The organism is Chamaesiphon sp. OTE_20_metabat_361 (genome assembly GCF_031364565.1).
The window spans coordinates 1-7,028 of record NZ_JANLWO010000202.1; the positions used below are offsets into that span (position 1 = coordinate 1).

Sequence of the window (7,028 nt, forward strand, 5' to 3'; positions counted from 1 at the left end):
TGACGGGTTCCATCCCTTCCATCCGTTTTTGGAGCAGGCGGATTTGGGATTGGAGGGAGGCGAGATATTCGTCGGTTTGGGATTCGGGGGGGAGTTCGGGGAGTTCGGCGGGGAGTTCGGTGCGTTGGGTGGCGATTTGGATAATCAGATTATCGATTTCGGTTTGGCGTTGTTGTTGAAGTTGGGTGAGTTTTTGCTGCTCCCACTGCAATTCCTGGAGGTTGAGGTGGAGTTGACGCAGTTTGGCTTCGGCTTTGTCGCGTTCTTGTTTGTCGGTACCGAGTTCTTTGTCGAGGATGACGAGGGATGCTTTGGTGGTGGCGATCGAGTCCCCAATTGCCGCTAGTCTAGTATTAATATCGGTCAACTTGCGATCGAGTGTGCCAATCTGTTCGATATATTCACTAGTACGGCGTTGATTTTCAGAGATTTTTTCAGTTAAGATACTGCGTTGTCGATCGATTTCTTGGAGTTTTTGCTCGAAGGCTGTTAAGGCTTGTTGACGTTGGTTGAGTTGTTGTTCTTGAGTTTTGATTTCGCTCTGAATGGCTTGCCAATCGCTGTGTACGCCTGATTTTTCGAGTTCGGCTAGTTCGGCATGGGATTCAGCGAGGGCGGCTTCTTGGGCGGGTAATGTTTGTTCTAGGGCGGTGAGATCGGTAATGGTACGATCGAGATCCTGCTGGTTTTTAAAAATCTGGCTCTGGAGTTGAGTCTGTTGGGTAGTTAATTGCCCGATTTCCTGTTGATTGCGATCGAAATTGAGTTTGATTTCCCGTTGATTTTGGCGAGTATCAGCGACGGCGGTACTCAGTTGACGCAGTTCGGTATTGCTTTTATTAACTACTTCAATACTGACTTGCAAAATCTGTTCGATTTCACCCAAACGTTGCTGGAGACTGCGAACTTCGGCAGATTCACTCGCATCGGCGGTACCAAAGTGGAGGGTGGATTTCTGAGATATATTCCCCCCCGTCATCGCCCCACTGGATTCGAGCAATTCGCCATCGAGCGTAACAATCCGATGTCTGCCTAATAAACTCCGCGCTCGATCGAGTCGATCGAATACAATTGTCCCACCAAAGACATAGTTAAATATATTCTCATACTCGCGATCGAAGTCCACCAAATTAACGGCATAATCGATAAAACCTTGGGTTGCTCTTAATGCTGCATTCTCACGCAATGGTTGAGCATTAATCTTATTTAAAGGCAAAAATGTCGCCCGTCCGCCGCGTTTTTGTTTGAGGATTTCGATCGCACGAGAAGCAACTCCATCATCGGCAACGACTAAGTTACCCAGTCTCGCTCCGGCGGCGATTTCGAGAGCCAATTGATAAGCCGGATCGACGTTACCTAATTGGGCGACTAAACCATGTACGCCAGGGATTTTGGCTTCTTTAATAATTTTAGTCGCAAAGGTACCTTGGGCTTCGGCTTGAACTTGATTTTGGGCTTCTAATTTATCAACTAATCGCTGTTTATCTCGTTGTTCTTGCAATAACCGTTTTTGGGTTTCTAATTGGGTATCGACATTTGCTTGAACGGCGGTAAGTTTATTTTCTAATAATGCTAGTTCTCCAGTCGATTGAGCAAGTTTATCTTGAAGCTGGGTAACTTTATTTTGATTAGCTAATAGTTCAGGGCTAACAGTTGCCAAGCGATCGGTTTCTTCAGCGATCTTTGCTCCCAACTGATTGCGCCGTTCTGTAAGTTGCGCCTGAGCGGTGCGCTGTTTACTTAATAACTGAAGCGTGGTTTCGATCTGGCGACTAACTTGGGTTTGTTCCTCTACCCAAGCCGTCGATGCAGACGCGATCGAGCTGGCTTTTTCTTTAGTTAATTCTAGTTGATATTTAGCCTCATCGCGATCGATTACCGACTTTTCGATCTTAGTAGTTTCTAACTGCTGTTGTTCGCTAGTTAATCGGTGAAACTCTTGCTCGTAATTAGCTAATTGACTAGCTGACTGCTGTTGATTGGTATGGGTATTCGATCGAGTTGTCGTCAGTTCTTCTTTTTGTAGTGTTAATTGCCGCTGCTCCGCCTGTTGAGTCGCCAATTCCGCTTGAGCAGCTAATAATTTCTCCTCACCCAAGGCACGCACACACGCATTCAATCGTTCGACTTCTGTCGTTGTCGTCCCGATTTCCCCTTGCAAATCGACAACTTGTTTATTCAACTCGCCCAGTGCTACTTTACCCTTACCTAAATCTTCACGAACAACATCCTGCTTCTGTTGCAGGTTTTTCCACTTTAAGACCACCTCTTCGATAGACTTCTGTTGAAATTCCGTCCGCAATCTTTGGTACTTTTCCGCCTTAATCTTATCCTGTGCTAACTTATCCCGTTGCACCACTAATTCTGTGGCGACAATATTGCATTTCTCGACCTTTTCCTTCACTTCATCTAGTGTACTCTTAGCTCGATCGATCTTGCGATCGAACGCCGCCACCCCCGCGAGTTCGTCGATAATCTCCCGTCGTTCCTTGCTATTCATCGAGATGATGCTGGTGACATCCCCCTGCAACACGACATTATAGCCCTCTGGATATATCCGTAGCGCATTCAATTGGTCGTGCAACTCCGCCAGGTTGCAAGCCTCACCATTAATCGAATAATTCGACGTATAACCACCCTGAGCATTTACCCGCAGCCGCCGCGTCACCACCCACTCACTCGCCAACCGTTGCTTCGGCGGAGCTGGAGACATACTACTGATATCGACAACCTCAATTTCCGGTGCTGGCTCGTCCTCATTCTCCAGATCGAAAGTCACCGTCACAATCGCTTCTGAGGCACCCTTAGTATTGCGATCGTGATTGACCAAATCCGGCAACCGTTCCGCCCGCATCCCCTTGGAACTAGCCAATCCGAGGCAAAATAACAGTGCGTCGAGAATATTCGATTTACCGGAACCATTCGGCCCCGATACCACTGTAAACCCTGGTAAAATCGGGACTTTTGTAGTACCACCGAAGGACTTGAAATGGGACAGTTCTACCTGTTTGATGTGTACCATAAATTCTAGCTGCATCCCTTGGCGGCACGAGTCCGCATTTTCCCAAGAGTTTATCTTAGCAGACTCTCGACCGTTTGTGAGTTTGAGGGATTCGATCGGGGATAATGTTGAATAGGCTCGAACAAAATTTGGGGATAAATAATTGCCGACACCGAGCCAGATGCTTCAAGCAATAGTCTTATCTCAATGGCTGTCGAACTGCTATCGACCAATTTACCTATTTCGATACGACGAGGAGCGGCAAGAGATCTTTATTGTTGCTGGAGAGGAAGAAAATATCGAAATCACTATTTATACTGATGGGAAATGGAGGTATGAAATTGTCTAAGCCTAACTTTCAAGCTATGACTCTCAACGAATTGAGAAAATATGTCTTGGCGCATAGAGATGACAAAGAAGCATGGGATGAGTTTGCCGCTCGTCCTCGTCCTAATGCAGTGATGGTATCAGCAGATACTCCGATAGAAGAACAAGAACGCATTATCAAGGAGTTGGTAGATAGAAGTAAGTAGTAGCAGATTCTCGTTTTCGTTATGTTGCCTGGGTCGCATCGACTTTCCCGTGTCGAAGTACATTGCGATTACTCATACATTTTACCGATTTCAAAAACTTGAGGATAGATCTGTGACAAAATCGCTTATGGTAGTAGTGAACAAGTTAAAAATGTTTAGGAATAATAAGTTTCACGATGTCTTACCTTTTGAAAATTTTCAAAATCCCACATTCCGCATAGCGGAATGTGGATAACAAAGTTTCATTCGCTACTGCTGGATTGGTACTAACAGCAATTGTGTTCAGTGCTGCTAGTGCCAATGCGGTATCATTAACAATTCCAACAACAACTGTTAATGGTACTGACGTTTTTTCTGGTCCATCCTTTACTGTAACTAGCAACTTTCTCGGAACAGATACAATTAGCCTTGATGTTTCGGGGACAGTCGATCTTGCAAGCGGAGGATATACCGTAAATGCTGCTGGTGTACTTATTCAAGGATCAACTTTTGGCGATCCTGCTGGGGGTGCCAGGGTGGGTCCAAATAGCATTAATTTCGGTGCATTGTTACTTGGCAATACTACGATAGGATTCCGTCAGTTATTTCTAACTAATGCTGGAAATGGATTGGGTAATTCAGCTCCACAAACGAATCTTTCTCTAACTGATGTTTCGTTGTCTTCAATCTTTGGCAGCGGTCTTAATAGTGGAACAGTACTTCAGTTTCGAGTCAATGATAGTGATTTTGGCAATAATTCAGGTGGATTTACTGTTAGTACTCCTATTAATCAATCAACAACTGCGGTTCCCGAACCATTTACGATTATTGGTACACTAATCGGTAGTACCGCCGCAGTTCGGATGAGAAAGAAACTTAAAGCTGAAAAAGCGTAGAGCGATCTCAGTAAGGCAATTTATGAATTGCCTCTGCTGAGATTTCGAGCATGTATAATATCATAATATGTATAAGCCGAGGCTAAAAATTATGCAAACTATCCTGTTGAGCCATGAAGATGTTGGCAAGATTGCCGATCGACTGTATGAAAACAGCATCAGAGCTAAGGTAGAATTACCAGAAAATATTGGCAAGATGGTCATCATCGACATTGAGACAGGCGATTATGAAGTAGACAAAAATGGTTTACAGGCAGCGAAACATCTGAATGCCAGACATGAAAATACTCGACTCTTTGGCATTCGTATCGGGTACAATGTTGCAGCTTCATTTGGTGGTGTGATGGAGCGTATGAGTAAGTGATTTCTGGGATCGTTACCGACAAACATGCGATCGTTAGCATCTTCTTTCGTACTTCATTTCGATCTGATTTATCGATCGATTTTGTGATAGATACAGGTTTTACAGATGAGCTTTGTCTACCGCCAGAAGCAGTATCTTTGCTAGGATTGCCCTTTAAATATGCGATACCTGCAAATTTGGCAGACAATAGCCGAGTCTTATTACCAGTTCATGAAGCTATGATTCTATGGAATGGAGAAGAGCGAGAGGTTAGCGTTTTAGCAACAGGACGTAGACCGTTACTGGGAACAGCCTTATTAGAAGAACATGAACTTGTGGTGCAGTTTACAGAAGGTGGACTAGTGACGATTGATGAATTGTAGATTGTTGTTTGGTGTTTCAATCGAGAAGAATGATGGAGGTGTAAAAATGTCTAAGCCTAACTTTCAAGCCATGAATCTCAACGAATTGAGGCGATATGTTTTGGCTCATAGAGATGACCGAGAAGCATGGGATGAGTTCGCCGCTCGTCCTCGTCCTAAGGCCGTAATGGTATCAGTAGATACACCTGTGGAAGAACAGGAACGCATTATCAAGGAGTTGGTAGACAGAAGTAAATAGTTCGGGGGACAATTATGAATTCTCTCGAACTATTTTCAGGTGCGGGTGGTTTAGCTAAAGGTCTTGAATTGGCTGGATTCAAACACGCCGCACTCGTAGAAAACAACAAACATGCTTATGCCTCTCTTTGTGAAAACTTCGATCCCGAAAAAGTTTTCTTTGGAGATGTTAGAGACTTCGATTTAGAAACATTAACTAATATCGATCTCGTCGCGGGTGGCCCTCCATGTCAACCATTTTCTCTCGGTGGCAAACATCAAGCAGATCGAGATAAACGCGATATGTTTCCAGCGGCTATTCACGCGATCGAACTGCTAAAACCAAAGGCGTTTATCTTTGAAAATGTCAAGGGGTTGCTTCGCCAAACATTTGCCTATTACTTCGAGTATATTCTATTGCGGTTGACGTATCCTAGTTTTCATGCACAAGTAACCTTGGATTGGCAAGAGCATTTAGGAGAACTTCGTAGTGTAAGTAAGTTTTCTTACTCAGGAATTAAGTATAACGTCCAGTTTAAATCGATCGATGCTGCAAATTATGGTGTACCTCAAAAAAGGGAGCGCGTCATTATTGTTGGTATTAGATCGGATCTAGAGTGCGATTGGTCATTCCCTCCAGAAACATATTCAGCCGATCGACTATTTTGGGATATGTACGTGACGGGAGAGTATTGGGATCGTCACAAAATATGTAAATCAGAACGTCCATTAATAGAGAAACCCACAGAATTAAAAAAATTCAAACTTATAGACAAATATGGAATGTTTAAGCCAGTATCGATGCCTTGGCAAACAGTTCGAGATGCGATCGGTGATTTGCCAGATCCGCAGTTCGATCGTGGGATTGAAGATCATCTTTTCCATGATGGAGCGCGGATTTATCCAGGGCATACGGGTAGTGTCTTAGATGCACCCGCAAAGACAATTAAGGCTGGAAATCATGGCGTTCCTGGGGGGGAGAATATGATTCGCTTTCCAGATGGTAAAGTTCGTTATTTCACTGTACTTGAAGCTAAAAGAATCCAAACTTTTTCAGATGATTTTGTTGTGAAGGGTGTTTGGGGAGAAGCGATGAGACAGATTGGTAATGCAGTTCCGGTTTTACTTGCAGAAACAATAGGTCGCGAACTTATAACAGTACTTAATTTTGGCAACAATTTAGCTAGGATAGAAAGAGAAGTTAAGCTAGAGAATCGACAGTTAATGTTAACCGATATCTGATTTTAGTGTGATGTACGGCTCGAAAATCATATTCAACATTTCCTTTCGAGCCAAGATATGAGTATCAACCTATTTGAATAATGCTCGCATTCCTTCCTGCCGCTTGAGTGCGAGTTTTGTCACTTGCCGTTTTTCAGCTTGACGAATAATCCGATTTAAGAGATCTGTGTATAGTAATGGTGGATTAGATTTTACCCACAGGTAAAAAGATAGCGAACCGGGAAGAGTATTGATCTCATTAAAATAAAGCTTGTCACAACTAGCATCGATAATAAAATCGGTCCGCGATACACCAGAACAACCTAAAACTTTAAAAGCTTTTTTAGCATAATCTAGCGCAGCTTGTTTGAGTTCGGGATTGAGGTCTTGGGGGTCGATGACGCGGGATAAACTTGCCATCCCTTGTGATTCGTTACCGCCAGTTTTTTTGCCACC

At 43.8% G+C, this 7,028-nt stretch carries 8 protein-coding genes and 1 pseudogene; 7 read left to right on the forward strand and 2 right to left on the reverse strand.

What is annotated here, in order from left to right; genetic code table 11:
• Window positions 1-3,037, reverse strand: a 3,037-nt coding sequence (gene smc / locus RMO35_RS05635) for a chromosome segregation protein SMC (RefSeq protein WP_309739197.1), incomplete at its 3' end; no start/stop codon positions are given.
• A gap of 127 nt (window positions 3,038-3,164) precedes the next feature.
• On the opposite strand from smc, the gene RMO35_RS25185 reads away from it, so the two are divergent.
• The 7 genes from RMO35_RS25185 to RMO35_RS05665 all read left to right on the forward strand — a co-directional run bounded on the left by RMO35_RS25185 (window position 3,165) and on the right by RMO35_RS05665 (window position 6,593).
• Window positions 3,165-3,350 (forward strand): DUF6888 family protein, encoded by a 186-nt coding sequence (locus RMO35_RS25185; protein WP_396135606.1) that lies wholly within the window; start codon window positions 3,165-3,167, stop codon window positions 3,348-3,350.
• Between the two features lie 46 nt (window positions 3,351-3,396).
• Window positions 3,397-3,534 carry a DUF6887 family protein gene (locus tag RMO35_RS05640; protein WP_309739198.1) on the forward strand — a complete coding sequence of 46 codons (138 nt, stop codon included), beginning with the start codon at window positions 3,397-3,399 and terminating at the stop codon, window positions 3,532-3,534.
• A 227-nt stretch (window positions 3,535-3,761) separates the two neighbouring features.
• Window positions 3,762-4,409: a PEP-CTERM sorting domain-containing protein gene (locus tag RMO35_RS05645; RefSeq protein ID WP_309739199.1), complete on the forward strand. Its 648-nt coding sequence runs from the start codon at window positions 3,762-3,764 to the stop codon at window positions 4,407-4,409.
• A 91-nt stretch (window positions 4,410-4,500) separates the two neighbouring features.
• Window positions 4,501-4,773, forward strand: a complete 273-nt coding sequence (locus tag RMO35_RS05650) for a hypothetical protein (protein ID WP_309739200.1) — start codon at window positions 4,501-4,503, stop codon at window positions 4,771-4,773.
• A complete protein-coding gene (locus tag RMO35_RS05655; RefSeq protein ID WP_309739201.1) occupies window positions 4,770-5,135 on the forward strand; it encodes a clan AA aspartic protease in 366 nt (121 codons plus the stop codon). Before RMO35_RS05650 ends, RMO35_RS05655 begins: the two co-directional genes overlap by 4 nt.
• Window positions 5,136-5,235: 100 nt before the next feature.
• Window positions 5,236-5,373, forward strand: a complete 138-nt coding sequence (locus RMO35_RS05660) for a DUF6887 family protein (protein WP_309739202.1) — start codon at window positions 5,236-5,238, stop codon at window positions 5,371-5,373.
• A 14-nt stretch (window positions 5,374-5,387) separates the two neighbouring features.
• Entirely contained in the window at window positions 5,388-6,593 is a 1,206-nt protein-coding gene (locus RMO35_RS05665) for a DNA cytosine methyltransferase (RefSeq protein ID WP_309739203.1), read from the forward strand.
• Between the two features lie 69 nt (window positions 6,594-6,662).
• Here the strand turns inward: RMO35_RS05665 and RMO35_RS05670 are convergent.
• A pseudogene (locus RMO35_RS05670) lies at window positions 6,663-7,028 on the reverse strand (hypothetical protein); the annotation flags it as partial.